We start from the raw sequence: 15,374 nt of genomic DNA, 5'->3' as shown, positions 1-15,374 counted from the left end.
GATGCGCTACTTCTCCAGAAGGTTTTTTGTCTGAAATCGCGCCGCGCGAATTCCTCTCCCTTCGCTTCTGATCATGCTCATCCCTCTCCAGGGCAATTGCCTGGTTGACAGCGGAAGTTTTGGCCTCCTACTATGCATGCAACGTTGCACACATCACAACATACATGATTGTGTGGCGCCGGAGAGTTTATCTCCGGGATTACCCTTAATTGAGAGGTCAAAATGGTTCGGATGTCTCGCTTCATTCGTCACGCCGTTCTGTGTGCAACAGCCGCTGCATCACTGTTCGCGAGTGTTTCTTCGCATGCCGAAGACGCCGGTACGTGGCAAAGCGTAAAGAAAGCAGGAGTATTGAGGTGCGGCGCCGCAGTGGCTCCCCCGTACGTCATGCGGGATCCCAAGACAGGCTCATATAGCGGCTTCTTCTCCGAACTGTGCCGGGACTTCGGACAAAATGTCCTCAAAGTCAAAGTCGAGTTTGTCGACACGACCTGGGACAACATCGTGGCGGGCCTTCAGTCGGACAAATGGGACCTTTCGCTTGCGCTGAATGACACCCCCGAGCGTGAAAAAGCCATCGGATTCTCCGCACCCGCGACCGACTACAACGTTTCGTTCGTCTTCAACAAGAACAACCCAAAGATCCCGAAAAATCTGCATGCGGCGGCCGATGTCGACAAACCCGGCATTGTCATCGCGGTGATGTCAGGCACGTCTCAGGACAAGGCGATCTCGGCCGTGCTCAAGCAGGCGCAGATCATGCGTTTGCCGGGCAACGATGAAACCCGTCTGGCCTTGATCTCAAAGCGCGCCGATATGCTGGCAGACGCAAACATCACGAACATGCTGCTGACCGAGGCTCATCCTGAATGGGCCGTCAGCTTCAATCCGACGCCGGCGCTCGCACAGCAGGAAGTTGCCTTTGGCGTGCGTAAGGAGACACCGGCGGCCGACATGGACGTTCTCAACAAATATCTCGGCCAGCAGGTCAAATCCGGCGCCGTGAACCGGCTCATCAAGACCTCCGTCCAGGCGATGCTCGTGCCCGGTCAGTAAGTCCGCGAGCGCGGCGCGCTGTGCTGCCGCGCGATCCAGTCATTGGCGAGCTTCGCGCTCGCCGTCGCAGGTAGATCGGCTTTCCGTCAGGCGTTCGCGGCCATGCGATGCGACGCGGGGTAGCGGCTCGCCAACGGCGAGCCAGAGGGCAGAACGATCAGGCGTGCTCCAGCAGCAACGGCAACGCTGATCAGGTTTCGATCATTTGAATTCGTACCCTGAGCGCCTGCAGCGCGCTCGCTGGAGAAAGTGCATATGTCTTCGCCTCAAATCATGCCGACGCCGACCCACATCCGTCAGACCCCCGCTGAAACAACGGGCGATTTCGTTCAGTTGCGCGACGTGTACAAGTCGTATGGCGAGAACCTGGTCGTCATGGATCGCATGAGTCTGAACATGCGCGCCGATGATCGACTAGTGATCATCGGCCCCAGCGGCAGCGGTAAAAGCTCGCTTCTGCGTGTCATGATGGGGCTGGAAGGGATCCAGGACGGCGGCATCGAATTTCAGGGTAAGCCGTATATCAACGGATCGAAGACCGGCCGCGGCAAGCGGATCGACCAGCGCCTGCAAAAGCAGATCGGAATGGTGTTCCAGCACTACACGCTGTTCCCTCATCTGTCGGTGCTCGGCAATCTCATCCTTGCGCCCGTGAAAGTGGGCGGAGTGTCGAAAGGGGAGGCAAGCGAGCGCGCTCGCATGTACCTGGCTCGTCTTGGTCTGGAAAGCAAGCTGCATGCGTACCCGAGCCAGTTATCGGGCGGCCAGAAGCAGCGTGTCGCCATCGCCCGCGCGCTGATGCTGGAGCCGAAACTGATGCTGTTCGACGAAGTCACGTCGGCTCTCGACCCGGAGATGGTGATCGAAGTCCAGAACGTGATGCTCAAGCTGGCTGAGCAGAAGATGGCCATGATCATCGTCACCCACGACATGCACTTCGCCCGCGACATCGCGACGCGAGTCGTCTTTTGCGCCAACGGCAAAATCGTCGAGGAAGGACCGCCGGCAGAAATATTCAAGTGCCCGAAGGAAACCCGCACACGCGAGTTTCTGGAAAAAATCCTGCACCTTGATTGAGGTCGACGCCATGAACTACCACTTCGACTTCGGCTTCCTCGCGGGAAACTTCGGCGCACTGCTGGCAGGCCTCAAGGTCACCATCGAGCTGGCGATTGCATCCAACGTCATGGGTCTCGTGCTGGGCTTTTTACTGTGTCTGCTGGCGATGAGCCGGTGGACGATCGTACGATGGCCCGCGCAGCTTTTCATCGAGTTCTTTCGATGCACCCCCGCACTCTTGCAGATTGTCTGGTTCTTTTACTGCATACCCATGATGGTGGATGTGTTTATCGATCCGATCGCCATGGGCGTGCTCGCGCTCGGACTCAACCTCACGGCATTTAACGCCGAAGCGTATCGCGCTGGAATTCAGGCGGTTCCGCGTGAACATCTGGACGCTTCGACAGCGTTGGGGCTGCGATCCTGGCAACGCACTGTTTTTGTCGTGTTTCCGCAGGCACTTCGCAGCGCGCTGCCCGTCTTGATGACGAACGGCATCGGCAGCCTTCAGCAAAGCGCGCTGGTCGCCATCGTGGCGGTCGCCGACCTGATGTACGTCGGCAAGAGTATTGCTACCGAAGCATATCGGCCGCTTGAAACGTATTCGGTCATTGCGCTGATTTACTTCGCGCTTTCTGTGCCCATCGCACGACTGGTACACGTAGTCGAGCGCCGTCAGGACGCCGCGGTGCAGCGCTAAGGAGAACACCATGAACCTCAACTTTTCTGTGGTCTTTCCCTACTGGCTGGTGTTGCTGAAAGGCCTGGGGCTGACGCTGTCATTCACGATGACCTGCGCCATCCTCGGCAGTCTTGCGGGCTTTGTGCTGAGCCTTCTGCGCATGTCGCCGGCTCGCTGGCTGAAAGCGCCGACGACCCTGTATGTCGAATTTTTTCGCGGTACGCCGTTGCTGATCCAGTTGTTCTGGGTGTTCTTCTGCTTTCCAGTGGTGTTCCGGCTGCCCATTCCGCCTTATGCGTCGGTTCTGATTTCCCTGACGCTGTACATGGCTGCGATTACGAGTGAGACCTTTCGTGGTGCGCTCAAGTCGATTGCCGGCGAGCAGCACGACGCATGTACCGCGCTCAATCTGACGCCGCACGCGAAGATCCTCTATGTGATTTTTCCGCAGGCGCTTCTCAGGTCGATACCGCCTCTGTTGTCGAACGTCGTCAGCCTGTTCAAGGAGAGCGCGCTCATCTCTTCTGTGGGGGTGGCTGACCTCATGTTTGTCGGGCAGAACATTTCGAACAGCACTGCGCGGCCTGTGGAGTTTCTTACTTCCGTCGCAATCATTTACTTCCTCGTCGCTTTCCCGCTGACGCGTCTCGTCGGTGTGGTTGAGTCCCGGATGCTCAGGCGCTACGCCTGCTAACCCAATTACCTGCTGTCCGTCACACGTCACCCGTTATCTGGAGAAATCTCATGCAGTTGAAAGGTATTCTGCCCGCCCTCGTTACCCCGTTCGATGCATCAGGCGCAGTGGACCATGACACGCTGGCTTCGATTCTCGAGTTCCAGCTCAAAGCTGGCGTAAGCGGCTTCGTGCCGCTTGGTTCGACCGGCGAATACTACGCGCTCACCAATGAAGAGCGTCGCGCGATCATGAAGACCGTGCGCGAAGTGGTCGGCGACCGTGGCCTGCTTATCGCTGGGGCCAATGGATCCTGCACACGTGAAGTGATCGAGCAGGTGAAGCAGACGCGCGACGCCGGCTACACAAACGTGCTGATCGCGCCGCCGTACTACGCGTTGCCGTCGCAGGAAGAACTGATTGGTCACTATGACGCGATCCTGGCCGCAGTGCCCGACGTCAATGTGATCCTCTACAACTATCCGGTCCGAACCAACGTCGAGGTCGGCTATGGCGTGCTCGACGCGTTCAAGGATCACCCACGCGTGATCGGCATCAAGGAAAGCAGTGGCAACCTGCTGCGCGCAATCGAAATCGGCGGCAAGTACAAGGACAGTTACCAGTTGTCTTGCGGTTCAGACGACCAGGCACTCGACTTCTTCCTGTGGGGCGCGAGCAGTTGGATCTGCGGGCCGGCGAACTGCTTCGCTACTCAGGTGGTCGACTTCTACAAGAAGTTCTCTGGCGGCGATCTGGCCGGTGCGCAGGCTGTCATGCGTTCGCTGTTCCCGGTGATGGCGAGCATGGAAGCAGGCAAGTTCATCCAGAAGGTGAAGTATGGCTGCGAGCTTGCTGGCTTCAAGGTCGGTAACGCCCGTATGCCGCTGCAGCCGCTGTCGGATGCAGAGAAGGCTGAATTCCGCAAGGTATTCGAGGCGACCCAAATCTGATGGACTTCACGCACCGGCGCCGCAGGATGTCGGTGCAACCGAGCGAGACCCCGAAAATGACGAGACACAGCTTCACCTGCATCGAAGGCCACACGGAAGGAATGCCCGTCCGCATGGTGATCGACGGCGGCCCGGCGCTGGATGGCTCCACGATGAACGACCGCAGGCTGGACTTCATCGAGCGGTATGACTGGATTCGTCGCGCGCTGATGTTCGAGCCGCGCGGTCATGCTCATATGTCAGGGACGATCTTTTATCCGCCGCTCAGTGCGAACGCTGACTTCAGCCTTCTGTTCATCGAGACTTCGGGCTGTCTGCCGATGTGCGGGCATGCGACGATCGGCTCGATTTCATTTGCGCTGGAGACGGGTCTCGTTGTTCCCAAAAATCCGGGCACGGTAACGGTCGATGTGCCTGCGGGACAGATCACGGCGCGCTACGAGCAGGACGGCGAGCGGATCACGTCAGTCAGATTCACCAACGTTCCGAGTTTCCTGTTGCATCGCGACGTCGAGATTGTTTTCCCGAAGTTGGGCCGGCTGTCAGTTGACATCGCTTATGGGGGAAATTTCTATCCGATCGTCGAAGTGCAGGCGAACTATCCGGGCTGCGAGCACTTTGCGCCGGAAGTGTTGCTGGAGTGGGGCCGCGACATGCAGCGCCTGGTCAATCACGCGGTTGACGTGGTTCATCCGGACAACCCCGCCATACGCAGAGTGAAACACTGCATGTGGACCGGACGGCCGATTTCTGCCGAAGCTGACGCTCGCGCTGTCGTGATTGCGGGGGACAGTCTCATCGACCGCTCACCCTGCGGAACAGGAAGTTCGGCTCGCGTGGCGCAACGCTTCGCGCGAGGGTGGCTGAAAGAGGGGGACGCGTTTCGCCATGAAAGTCTGATCGGCAGCCGGTTTATCGGGCGCGTCGAAGCGCAGACCAGCCTGGCGGATGGCACCGCCGCTGTGTTCCCCAGTGTCGAGGGTCGCGCCTGGATTACCGGTCGTGCCCAGCACTTTGTCGAAGACGGACAGCCTTACGCGCACGGCTTTAGCCTGCAGGAGTTTGTCAATTGAATGCCGTTCCACGAGAACACACCATGAGCGCGCAGGATACGTCACCACGGCAGAAAGCGGTCGTCATCGGCGGAGGGATCGTGGGTGTGTGCTGCGCACTGTATCTGCAGCGGGATCGGTATGCCGTGACGCTCGTTGACCCGGCGGCGCCCGGAGACAGCACCGCAAAGTGGAGCTGTGGCCAGATGGCCGTGAGCGAGATCATTCCGCTGTCCAAGCCCGGCATCCTGATGAAAGTGCCAGGCTGGCTCATGGATCAGAACGGGCCGCTCGCGCTGCGGCCCAGCGCATTGCCGGGGATCCTTCCATGGTTCTTCCGGTTCGTCGCTTCCGCGCGGCATGCGAAGATCGTAGATATTGCGCGGGCCATGGCCACGCTCACGCATGACGTGTACACAGACTATTCGCCACTGCTGGACGCGTGCGAGAACAAGGCGCTGATGGGCGAGCGTCCAGTCATTGAAGTGTTCGATCATCCGTCCGGCGTTGAGCACGAGAAACCGCATCTCGAACTTCGACGGTCGCTCGGCTTCAAATCGCAGCAGCTCAACGCCGCGGAAATCGGCGATCTCGAACCGGCGCTGGCCGGCCGTTTCGCGCATGGGCTTCTTTTTCCCGACTGGCGCGCAGTCAGCGACACGGAAGGTTTCATCGCGGCGTTGACGGAGAGCTTTATCGAGCAGGGCGGCGTTCGCGTCCGCATGGAGGTGCGGCGTATCGATCAGACGTCCGGGCGGGCGACCGGCGTAACGCTAGCAAACGGCGAGTGCATTCCGGCCGACCACGTGGTCGTTGCCGCCGGCACGGGTTCGCGCCAGTTCTTCGACGCGCTTGGCGTGAACATTCCGCTTGAAGGCATTGCCGGATATCAGGTGCTGCTGCCTGAACCCGGGGTGGACATCCGACACTCCGTCATCTACGCGGACGGCGGGTTCTGTTTCAGCCCGATGACACGTGGCCTGCAGATTGGCGGGACCATCGAATTCGCCGGCCGAAACGCCAAACCCAACTTCAGGCGCGCGGACATCATCCTGGAAAAAGCGAAGCGAATCCTGCCCGAGCTTCGAACGGACAAGCTGGAATACGGTGTCGGGTATCGTCCGTTTTTACCCGATACCAAGCCGGTCATCGACCGCTCGACGCGACTCCCGAACGTCTTCATGGCGTTCGGTCACGGACAGCTCGGTCTCACGCTGGGCGCCACGACCGGTCGTCTGATCACGGAGATGGTGGCGGGTCGTCCGACCAGACAGGACCTGACGCCGTTCAGCGCTCGCCGCTTCGCCTGACATTGAGAGAACTCATGAAATCGTACGAACAACTTTTCATCAACGGCCGCTGGATTGCGCCGGTTAAAGGCGGTACGTTCGAGACCGTCGACCCGAGTAACGAGCGGGTCATCGCCAACGTCGCGGCCGCAACGGCAGAGGACATCGATCTCGCCGTCAAGGCCGCGCGTGAAGCGTTTGACGGAGGCCCCTGGCCGAAGATGCGCGGCGCGGAACGAGGCGCGATCCTGCGCAGGATCGCGAAGGGTATCCGCGACCGTCTGCCGGAACTGGCGGAGATCGAGGTGCGCGACAACGGCAAGCCGCTGCCCGAGGCGCTGTGGGACCTCGGCGATGCGGCCGGCTGCTTTGAGTTCTATGCCGGTCTCGCAGATAAGCTGGACGACGCTGCGGAGCAACCTGTCACGCTGTCCGATGACCGTTTCAGTTCGGTAGCGAGAAAGGAGCCAGTGGGCGTTGCAGGCGCGATCATCCCGTGGAACTTTCCGATGCTGATGGCCGCCTGGAAGGTGGCGCCCGCTCTGGCAGCCGGATGTACCATGGTTCTCAAGCCCTCTGAGCTCACGCCGTTGACGGCGCTCGAACTGGCCGACATCGCGCTCAAGGCGGAACTTCCGCCGGGCGTGCTGAATATCGTCACGGGCCTCGGCCTGGACGCTGGCGCGCCATTGAGCGAACACCCGGGGATCGACAAGCTCGCCTTTACCGGCAGCGTTCCGACGGGAAGCCGCATCATGCAGGCGGCGGCGCGCGATATCAAGAACGTAAGTCTTGAACTGGGTGGCAAGTCACCGTTTATCGTCTTTGACGATAGCGATCTCGAGGCGGCGGTCGAATGGATCATGTTCGGCATATTCTGGAACCAGGGCGAAGTCTGTTCCGCGACATCGCGAGTCCTCGTGCAACGTGGCCTCTATGAGCCGCTGCTGGAACGACTCGCACAGGAGGCCCGAAAACTCACGATCGGCAGTGGTCTCGAGGAGGGCGTGCTGCTTGGCCCGCTCGTCAGTCGCGGCCAGTACGACAAGGTCCGCGAGGCGATTGCGCGGGGACAGCAGGAGGGCGCGCGGCTGGTCACCGGAGGAAATCGTCCGACGGGCCTCGAGAAGGGTTACTTCCTCGCGCCGGCCGTGTTTGCCGATGTGCCTGAAGACAGCTGGATCTGGCAGGAAGAAATCTTTGGCCCCGTTGTGTGCATCCGCCCGTTCGACGACGAGGCTGAAGCGCTGCGCTCGGCGAACGACTCACGCTTCGGTCTCGCGGCTGCGGTGATGTCGCGCGATCTCGAACGCTGCGAACGAGTGGCGCGTGCGTTGCGCGCGGGCATTGTCTGGATCAACTGTTCGCAACCGACGTTTACCGAGGCGCCGTGGGGCGGCTACAAACAGAGCGGCATCGGGCGTGAACTGGGCGAGTGGGGCCTGAACAACTACCTCGAAACCAAGCAGATCACGCGTTACGACAGCGACCGGCCGTGGGGCTGGTACATCAAGTAAAGGTACGTCCATCATGCGCTGGAAAAAAACGCTGCAGCTGGTCGATGTTCATTGCGAAGGCGAAATCGGCAAGGTGATTACCGGGGGCGTCATCGACGTGCCCGGCAAGACCATGCTGGACAAGATGAACTACATCAACGAGGTCGACGACAGTTTGCGACGGCTGGTGATTCTCGAACCGCGAGGCTGTCTGCAGATGTCCGTCAACCTGCTGCTGCCGCCGACCCGGCCCGAAGCGCACGCAGGCTTTATCGTGCTGCAGGCTGACAAGGCGCATCCGATGTCGGGCAGCAACTGCATATGCGTAGTCACTGCGTTGCTCGAGCTCGGCATGGTTCCGATGCAGGAACCGGAGACGACGGTAGTGCTGGACACGCCAGCCGGGCTCGTCACCGCCCGGGCCACATGCAGTGACGGACGGTGTCTGGGGGTGTCGCTGGATATGGTTCCTTCGTTTGTCGAGCGTCTCGACTTCGAGGTCGAGACCGCCGAATTCGGACGCATCAAGGCCGATATCGCTTTTGGGGGTGTCTATTACGCGCTGATCGACGTCGATCAGATCGGTTTGGAGATTGCGCCTCAAAACGCAAGGGAACTGGCGACGTATGGCGTCAAGCTCAAGGAAGTGATCAACCAGCAGATCACTGTTCAGCATCCTCTCTTTGAGCAGATCAATGACGTCGCCTACGTGATGTTTCGCAATCGCATCAGCGACGACCTGTACCAGACCTGCACGACGTTGCCGCCTGGGCGGGTAGACCGGTCGCCTTGCGGGACGGGCAGTTCTGCGAACCTCGCGACACTGGCCGCCCGTGATCGCATCAAGGTTGGCGGTCGCCTGACCTCGCGCTCGACGATCGGAGGCGAATTCAAGGTTGAACTGCTGGGCTTAACCGAAGTGGCAGGCAAGACAGCGGTGCTGCCGCGCATTCACGGGCGTGCATGGCTCTACGGAATCCAGCAGATCGGCGTGGATCCCGACGATCCGCTAGCCGCCGGTTTCATGTTGAGCGATACGTGGGGCTCGGGGTTCGCCGGGACTGGAAGGTAGGCGCGCAATGTTAAACTTGAAAGCGCGCCCGGCCTTCCGGGCCAACGACGAACGTGGTGAGCCAATGAGCAAAGAGACCGTGGAGACAGAAGGAACGGGCCGCCGTCATGGGGGGCGGTACATCTACGAGGAACTGCGCAAACAGATCCTTACGCTCAAGCTGAAACCTGGTGTGCAGCTCGACGAGGTTTCGCTTGCGGCCCAGTTCGGATTGTCGCGCTCGCCGGTACGGGACGCGCTCGCGCGCCTGAACAGCGAAGGTCTCGTCACGATTCTGCCCAACCGGACTACGCTGGTGACGCCCTTCGAAATCGAGGAGTTCCCCAAGTACATTTCCGCTTTGGACCTGATTCAGCGTGCGGTTAGCCGCCTCGCGGCGACGCAGCACACTGCCGCCGATCTGGCCCGCATCCGCAAGGCCGACGACGTGTATATGGACGCCGTCAGCAGCGGGGATTTCCAGGCGATGTCCGAGACGAACAAGGCGCTGCATATGGCCATCGCGCAGGCCGCAAACAATCCCTACTTCGTTGGCTACTACGAGCGGCTTCTCGGAGAAGGGCAGCGTCTGCTTCACCTTCACTTCGATTTCACTGTCAGTTCTCCCACGGCGGCCAAGCTTGGCCGCGACCACGAAGATTTGATCGAGGCGATTGCAAGCCGCAACGCCGATGCAGCTGAGAAGGCGGCGCATGAGCACACCATGCTTTTCCAGAAGCGGTTCCTCGATTACATGCAGCAGAACATGACGGAAAAGATGGCCATCCTCTAAGGTGGATGTCGGCGGTGCGTTTGCACCTGTAGATGTGATTCCGCAGGGTGATTGGGGGGCAGCCGGTTTTTCCCCACTTGTGCCCCCCTGTCTGATCATTTTGGGCCGCCCGGTCCGGGCTGCATCTCAGCAGCGCCAGATTCTGCCGAAGCGTATGGCAGGAACACCTGGAAACGACGCCTATTATTTGCATGCTTGTCGCGCGAGCGCTTTTCATGCTCATCGCGTGTCAGCTTCATCAGTTTCGAATTCGCACACTCCGCGAACAGGCCCGCTCGCGGCAGCGCATCGGGCGCGCGTTGCGCTTAGAATCAGGCAACGGTCAACACACCCTGCCGGGGTATCCACATGCGAATTCTGGTCATCGAAGACGAGCCGAAGACAGCGGCTTACCTGAAAAAGGGGCTGGAGGAATCCGGTTATCTCGTCGACGTGGCGAATGACGGCGCCGAAGGGCTCATCCTCGCGCAGGAAGAGAACTATGACGTCATCGTCCTCGACGTGATGCTGCCGACGATGGACGGCTGGGCCGTGGTGAAGAAGTTGCGCGCCACCCGCACGACGCCCGTGCTGTTCCTGACCGCGCGCGACGACGTCAGCGACCGGGTGCATGGTCTCGAACTGGGCGGCGACGACTACCTTGTGAAGCCTTTCGCGTTCGTCGAGTTGCTGGCGCGGGTGCGCACACTCGCGCGTCGCGGGCCGCCGCGCGAAAGCGAACTGCTCAAGGCCGGTGACCTCGAAATCGACGTCAACCGGCGACGTGTGCGCCGTGGCGCCACGCGCATCGACCTCACGCCGCGCGAATTCGCATTGTTGCAACTGCTCGTGCGCCGTCAGGGCGAAGTGCTGAGCCGGACGCAAATCGCGTCCTATGTGTGGGACATGAATTTCGACAGCGATACGAACGTGGTCGAGGTGGCGATCCGTCGGTTGCGGGCAAAAATCGACGACGACTATCCGGTCAAGCTGATCCAGACGGTACGAGGTGTCGGCTACGTGATCGAGGCGGTCGCCGACAAAGAGGCGGACTGATGGCCGGCCGCTCACTGACCGCCACACTCGCACTTGCTTTCGCCGGAACCACGCTGGCTGTTTTCGCAGTCGTTGGCAGCGTCGTGTATTTTGCGCTGGATCGCCAGGTCAAAAAGCAGGACGACCTCGACATCGTCCTGATCGCGCGACATACGCGGCGTCTGGCCGGGGAGCTCGATACGCTGGCCGACCTGCGCAGCCACGTCGACCGCCTCACGAGCCAGGTGCTGGGCAATGGGGCGCTTGCCATGGAGGTGCGCGACCCGGCGCAGAACGTTCTCGTCCAGCACAACATGGAGAGCGTGGCCGACCCGGGAACCCCGTCACCCGCACTTTCGCGAAGACTCGGCGCATCGCAGCGGATTACCGGAGACGCGATTTCCGAGTGGCGCACGGCTCGCGGTGTTCCGGTACGCGGTCTCGCGGCTGATGCCGTCCTGCGCGACGGTACGACCGTCACGATGATCATCGAACGCAACATGACTGACCGCTGGCTGCTGCTCGATCGCTACCGCGAGCGCCTGTACGTCGTGGGTATCTGCGGCATGCTGCTCGCCTTTCTGATGAGCTGGATACTGGTGCGGGAATCGCTGCGGCCGCTGCGGGAAATCGCGCGAAGTGCCGCGACGGTCACCGTCGACCGGCTGAACACCCCTATCGAAGTCGACAACGTTCCCAGCGAACTGGCAGCGCTCGTCGCATCGCTCAACGCGATGCTGGACCGGCTGCATGGCGGATTCCAGCGTCTCTCGCAGTACACGGCCGATCTCGCCCATGACATGCGCACGCCGCTGGGCAATCTGCGGGGCTCGACGGAAGTGGCGCTCGCGCGGCCGCGTTCGAATGAAGAATACCAGGCCCTGCTCGAGTCGAACCTCGAGGAGTGCGAGCGGATCTCGCGCATGATCGAGAGCGTGCTCTTTCTTGCACGTGCCGAACATCCGCAGTTCGTCACCACGCTGCGCGATCTGGATGCGGCTCACGAACTCGCGCGGATTGCCGAATACTTCGAAGGCGTTGCCGAAGAAGCCGGTGTCCGTTTGCACGTAACCGGCGGCGGACGTCTGCGGGCCGACGCGGAACTGTTCCGGCGCGCCATCGGCAACCTGCTCGCCAATGCACTGCGCTACACGCCGCGCGGCGGCGACATCACGCTGGAAGCCGCGGAAACGCCGGACAAGGTACGTGTCACCGTTTCCAATCAGGGCAAGCCGATCGATCCTTCCCTGCTCGAACGCATTTTCGACCGCTTTTACCGCGTCGATCCCTCACGCAGGAGCGACCCGAAATCCGCGGGTTCGACGGGACTCGGACTCGCGATCGTGCGCACCATCATGGATCTGCATGGCGGCACGGCGCATGCCGAAAGTGACGCGACCAGCACGCGCTTCATCCTGACGTTCGTGCGCGCGTAAGCTGCGCGGTCCCGGCAGCCCATGACAGCCCCTTTGCAATCGGGCGCCAGGATATTTCCCGCCCTTCATCCGGAAGCCTGCGCCGGATCGAGTGACGCGCTGTTCCAGCCGCCGCCTAACGCCTTCAGCAACAACACGCTCGCATCGACGCGACGGGCCTGGATCTGGTCGGCGGTACGCTCGTTGGTCAGTGCGATCGTCTGGGCGGTCACCACGTCGAGGTAGTTGACCGCGCCGGCCTGGTAACGGTTCGTTGTCAGCTTCAGCGAAAGCTCAGCCGCCGATGTCGCGCGTTGCTGGCTGTCCGCTTCGCCAGCGAGCGTATGCAGCGCGGACAGGTTGTCTTCCACCTGCTGGAAGGCGACCAGCACGGTTTGACGATAATCGGCGACGGCGCCGTCATACTGGGCCGTCGCGCCCTTGAGCGTCGCGTCCCGGCGGCCGCCGTCGAAGAGCGTCCCCGCGAGCTGGGCGCCGATTGACCAGAAGAGGCTCGGTGCAGTCAGCCAGGGCGCGAAGAAGGTACTTTCGAGCCCGGCGGTTGCAGACAGGGTGAGGTCCGGGTAGAACGCTGCACGTGCTTCGCCGATCTGCGCGTTGGCCCCGGCGACGCGGCGCTCGGCAGCGGCGATGTCGGGACGTCGTTCGAGCAGTTGCGAAGGCAGGCCAGCCGGAATCGACGGCACGCCGACCGGGTCCAGTTTCGCGGGCAAGTTGAACGACGAGGCCGGCACGCCGACGAGCGTCGCAATTGCATGCTGTAGTTGAGCGCGTTGCACGTCGATGTCGGTGTCCTGCGTACGCGTGCTCTCCAGCTGCGTCTCAGCCTGCGCGACGGCGGACGCGTCGATTGCGCCGTCCTTCATCTGCTGCTTCAGGATGTCGAGCGCCGCGGTGTAGGCGGTGACCGTATCGTCGAGCAGCCTCTTCTGGATGTCGAGCGAGCGTAGGTCGAAGTAGTCGATCGCGAGATCGCTCGCCATCGACAGGCGTACCGATTGCAGATCTGCTTCGCTTGCCTGCGCGTTGTCGCGTGCGTTCAACGTGGCATTGCTGACGCGGCCGAACAGGTCCGGCTCCCAGCTTGCAGCGATGCCCGCGGAGTGGTCGGGCACGGTCTGGCCGGCCAGCGAATGTCCCAGCACATTCTGCGACAGGCGCGTGCGCGATTGAGCCACGCCGGCGGTCACCGTGGGGAAGAAGCCCGCGCGCTGGTAGTTGATCATCGCGCGGGCTTCCTGCAACTGCGCAACCGCTTTCTTCACGGTCTGGTTCGATACGTCGATGCGGGCTTCGAGGCCGTTCAGGTCCGGATCGTTGAACAGGGTCCACCACGGCCCGCGCGCCAATCCATCGGCGGGCGCCGCGACCGCCCATCCGGGGGCGGCCTGCGGCGCGCCGGCAAAGTGGTCGGGCACCGCCACTTCGGGCTTCGTGTAGGGCGGAAGGGTCGAGCAGGCGGTCAGCGCGCAGGCGACGGCGATCGCGGCAGTCCTGCGGACAAAGGGAATGGGCAGCGTAAGCATGGTCGGGCCTCTGTTGATCCGGCTTTAGCCGTGGGCGGCCGAAGGCGCGGACGCGGCCGCCGGCGCGGCGATTCGCACGGGCTCGCCGTCGCTGATCGAATCGCCCGGGTTGTTGATGACGCAGTCGGTCGCGGCGATGCCCGTGGCGATTTCGACATAGGTGCCGAAATCGCGGCCGATGGTCACGTTCTTCAACTGGACCTTGTTGTCGTTGCTGACCAACGCGACCGTTACGCCGTCTGGGCGAAACAGCAGCGCGCTGACAGGCAGATCGAGCGCAGGCCGCGATGTGAGCAGCGCGAGGTGCACCTGGGCATACGCGCCGGGCATCAATGCGCCGTCGTGGTTGTCGACGTCGATCTCGACGCGCAGCGTGCGGCTCACAGGATCGATCGCGTCGGCGCTGCGCGCGACCCTGGCCGGGAATTGCCGGCCAGGATACTGCTGTGTCGTCAGATAGACCTGGGTGCCGGGCGTCACGTCGCTCGCGTCGTCCTGCGGCACGTTCACGAAGATGCGCAACGTGGCCGTCTGCTCGACGTGAAAGAGTTCGCCTGGCATCGCCGCGAGACCGGGCGAGCCGCCCGCCGTCACCAGGGCGCCGACATCGACGTTGCGGCTGGTAATCACGCCATCGAACGGCGCAGTCACTTTCTCGTACGACACCATCTCCGAAAGGCGCGCAACATTGGCCTGTGCCGATTCGAGCATCGCGCGTTTCGCCTGCATGTCGCTGGTTTTCGTATCGGCGTCCTGCTGCGATACCGATTGAGTCTGCAACATCTGCTGCCAGCGCTGTGCGGTGCTATTCGCGTAGTTGTAGTTTGCCTGGGCACTCGCTTCGTCTGCGCGAGCCTGTTTGAGTTGTGCATCGAGCTCCGGTGTTTCGATGACGGCCAACGTCTGGCCTGCTGTTACCCTCGCGCCGATGTCGGTGTACCAGTGCCGGATATAGCCGCTCGTGCGTGCGTAGATGGACGCGTCGGCGTAGGGCATCACCGATCCTGGCAGAAGCAGTTCCTGCGAGGCTGGCGCATGGCTCGGCGTAACGACTGCCACGTTCAACGCGCTTTGAGCCGCGACCTGTTGGGTGAGCGCGGTGCTCGCGTAGAGCCGCGGCACGATGCCGACGACGAGCAGGGCAGCCGCCACTGCCGCGAGGGCGACGGGCACAACGTACCGGCGCGGGCGGGTTTTCGTGCCGCCTCGCGCTTCATCGCGGTTCTCTCGAACGACATGAACAGGTTCGGTATGCGGCGCAGCGTCACGACCGGATGGAACATGGGGCGCATTCATG

The 15,374-nt window shown here is 61.8% G+C and carries 14 protein-coding genes; 12 read left to right on the top strand and 2 right to left on the bottom strand.

The genetic code is table 11. The features are described from left to right. Positions 1-369 precede the first annotated feature (369 nt). The 12 genes from B0G77_RS24640 to B0G77_RS24585 all read left to right on the top strand — a co-directional run bounded on the left by B0G77_RS24640 (position 370) and on the right by B0G77_RS24585 (position 12,551). The gene (locus tag B0G77_RS24640) at positions 370-1,056 is read left to right on the top strand and encodes a transporter substrate-binding domain-containing protein (protein ID WP_243751195.1); all 687 of its coding nucleotides are present in this window, start codon (positions 370-372) and stop codon (positions 1,054-1,056) included. A 255-nt stretch (positions 1,057-1,311) separates the two neighbouring features. After that, the gene (locus tag B0G77_RS24635; protein ID WP_133664672.1) at positions 1,312-2,133 is read left to right on the top strand and encodes an amino acid ABC transporter ATP-binding protein; all 822 of its coding nucleotides are present in this window, start codon (positions 1,312-1,314) and stop codon (positions 2,131-2,133) included. A gap of 10 nt (positions 2,134-2,143) precedes the next feature. Then, positions 2,144-2,815 (top strand): amino acid ABC transporter permease, encoded by a 672-nt coding sequence (locus tag B0G77_RS24630; RefSeq protein WP_133664671.1) that lies wholly within the window; start codon positions 2,144-2,146, stop codon positions 2,813-2,815. Between the two features lie 10 nt (positions 2,816-2,825). Further along, a complete protein-coding gene (locus B0G77_RS24625) occupies positions 2,826-3,491 on the top strand; it encodes an amino acid ABC transporter permease (protein ID WP_133664670.1) in 666 nt (221 codons plus the stop codon). A 50-nt stretch (positions 3,492-3,541) separates the two neighbouring features. Then, complete coding sequence (locus tag B0G77_RS24620) at positions 3,542-4,420, top strand: dihydrodipicolinate synthase family protein (protein ID WP_133664669.1); 879 nt, start codon at positions 3,542-3,544, stop codon at positions 4,418-4,420. Between the two features lie 56 nt (positions 4,421-4,476). Further along, positions 4,477-5,493: a 4-hydroxyproline epimerase gene (locus B0G77_RS24615; RefSeq protein ID WP_133664668.1), complete on the top strand. Its 1,017-nt coding sequence runs from the start codon at positions 4,477-4,479 to the stop codon at positions 5,491-5,493. A 23-nt stretch (positions 5,494-5,516) separates the two neighbouring features. Continuing rightward, entirely contained in the window at positions 5,517-6,782 is a 1,266-nt protein-coding gene (locus B0G77_RS24610; protein WP_133664667.1) for an FAD-dependent oxidoreductase, read from the top strand. Between the two features lie 14 nt (positions 6,783-6,796). Beyond that, positions 6,797-8,278 (top strand): aldehyde dehydrogenase family protein, encoded by a 1,482-nt coding sequence (locus B0G77_RS24605; protein WP_133664666.1) that lies wholly within the window; start codon positions 6,797-6,799, stop codon positions 8,276-8,278. A 13-nt stretch (positions 8,279-8,291) separates the two neighbouring features. Continuing rightward, on the top strand, positions 8,292-9,329 hold the full coding sequence (locus tag B0G77_RS24600; protein WP_133664665.1) for a proline racemase family protein: 1,038 nt from the start codon (positions 8,292-8,294) through the stop codon (positions 9,327-9,329). Positions 9,330-9,393: 64 nt separating this feature from the next. Then, entirely contained in the window at positions 9,394-10,101 is a 708-nt protein-coding gene (locus B0G77_RS24595) for a GntR family transcriptional regulator (protein ID WP_208116490.1), read from the top strand. A 348-nt stretch (positions 10,102-10,449) separates the two neighbouring features. Next, positions 10,450-11,136 (top strand): heavy metal response regulator transcription factor, encoded by a 687-nt coding sequence (locus B0G77_RS24590; protein WP_133664664.1) that lies wholly within the window; start codon positions 10,450-10,452, stop codon positions 11,134-11,136. After that, positions 11,136-12,551, top strand: coding sequence for a heavy metal sensor histidine kinase (locus tag B0G77_RS24585; protein ID WP_133664663.1), 1,416 nt, complete (start codon positions 11,136-11,138; stop codon positions 12,549-12,551). The genes B0G77_RS24590 and B0G77_RS24585 overlap by 1 nt, the downstream gene beginning before the upstream one ends. Positions 12,552-12,616: 65 nt before the next feature. On the opposite strand, the gene B0G77_RS24580 is transcribed toward B0G77_RS24585, so the two are convergent. Both B0G77_RS24580 and B0G77_RS24575 read right to left on the bottom strand, forming a co-directional pair. Continuing rightward, positions 12,617-14,077, bottom strand: coding sequence for an efflux transporter outer membrane subunit (locus B0G77_RS24580; protein WP_133664662.1), 1,461 nt, complete (start codon positions 14,075-14,077; stop codon positions 12,617-12,619). Between the two features lie 24 nt (positions 14,078-14,101). Beyond that, a complete protein-coding gene (locus tag B0G77_RS24575; protein ID WP_133664661.1) occupies positions 14,102-15,373 on the bottom strand; it encodes an efflux RND transporter periplasmic adaptor subunit in 1,272 nt (423 codons plus the stop codon). Position 15,374 lies beyond the last annotated feature (1 nt).

This window comes from Paraburkholderia sp. BL10I2N1, assembly GCF_004361815.1.
GTDB lineage: Bacteria > Pseudomonadota > Gammaproteobacteria > Burkholderiales > Burkholderiaceae > Paraburkholderia.
This window is presented reverse-complemented; position numbering and strand designations above follow the sequence as displayed.

Coding starts and splice junctions, on each gene's coding strand:
- B0G77_RS24635 (WP_133664672.1), top strand. CDS start 1,312: ATGTCTTCGCCTCAAATCATGCCGACGCCGACCCACATCCGTCAGACC.
- B0G77_RS24630 (WP_133664671.1), top strand. CDS start 2,144: ATGAACTACCACTTCGACTTCGGCTTCCTCGCGGGAAACTTCGGCGCA.
- B0G77_RS24625 (WP_133664670.1), top strand. CDS start 2,826: ATGAACCTCAACTTTTCTGTGGTCTTTCCCTACTGGCTGGTGTTGCTG.
- B0G77_RS24620 (WP_133664669.1), top strand. CDS start 3,542: ATGCAGTTGAAAGGTATTCTGCCCGCCCTCGTTACCCCGTTCGATGCA.
- B0G77_RS24615 (WP_133664668.1), top strand. CDS start 4,477: ATGACGAGACACAGCTTCACCTGCATCGAAGGCCACACGGAAGGAATG.
- B0G77_RS24610 (WP_133664667.1), top strand. CDS start 5,517: ATGAGCGCGCAGGATACGTCACCACGGCAGAAAGCGGTCGTCATCGGC.
- B0G77_RS24605 (WP_133664666.1), top strand. CDS start 6,797: ATGAAATCGTACGAACAACTTTTCATCAACGGCCGCTGGATTGCGCCG.
- B0G77_RS24600 (WP_133664665.1), top strand. CDS start 8,292: ATGCGCTGGAAAAAAACGCTGCAGCTGGTCGATGTTCATTGCGAAGGC.
- B0G77_RS24595 (WP_208116490.1), top strand. CDS start 9,394: ATGAGCAAAGAGACCGTGGAGACAGAAGGAACGGGCCGCCGTCATGGG.
- B0G77_RS24590 (WP_133664664.1), top strand. CDS start 10,450: ATGCGAATTCTGGTCATCGAAGACGAGCCGAAGACAGCGGCTTACCTG.
- B0G77_RS24585 (WP_133664663.1), top strand. CDS start 11,136: ATGGCCGGCCGCTCACTGACCGCCACACTCGCACTTGCTTTCGCCGGA.
- B0G77_RS24580 (WP_133664662.1), bottom strand. CDS start 14,077: ATGCTTACGCTGCCCATTCCCTTTGTCCGCAGGACTGCCGCGATCGCC.
- B0G77_RS24575 (WP_133664661.1), bottom strand. CDS start 15,373: ATGAATGCGCCCCATGTTCCATCCGGTCGTGACGCTGCGCCGCATACC.